The sequence below is a fragment of the Bacillus sp. SIMBA_026 genome (assembly GCF_046535335.1).
GTDB lineage: Bacteria > Bacillota > Bacilli > Bacillales > Bacillaceae > Bacillus > Bacillus velezensis.
Genome location: NZ_JAWRWX010000157.1, coordinates 1 through 272, shown reverse-complemented (window position 1 = coordinate 272; position 272 = coordinate 1). Strand labels below are relative to the sequence as shown.

Genomic DNA, 272 nt, shown 5'->3' with positions numbered 1-272 from the left:
CACGATAGTTCAAGCGCTTGTGGGTGGCTGCACTATCAAAAGTGATAGCGAGTCCTTTCCCTGCGGCTGAATACTCGAATGTGCCAACGTTCTCCACAACAATAGCTGTAGTCGAAGGAAAAGCGTTCGATGCAAACAGAAAGCCTGCGATGCTCACCGCGATGCGCGGCCAGGAAAATCGGAACATGAATTCTCAGTTTCCTTGCGAGTTGAGTTGTTCGAGGCGCTGATTGACGTAGTCGAATACGCGCGTTTGTGCGCCAATCCCGTAC

Annotated in this window: 1 protein-coding gene; it reads right to left on the bottom strand. The window is 51.5% G+C overall.

The annotated features are described in order from the left end of the window. Positions 1 to 187 (bottom strand): hypothetical protein (locus SB847_RS21045; protein WP_410578558.1); only part of this gene is annotated, 187 nt, incomplete at its 3' end. Positions 188 to 272 lie beyond the last annotated feature (85 nt).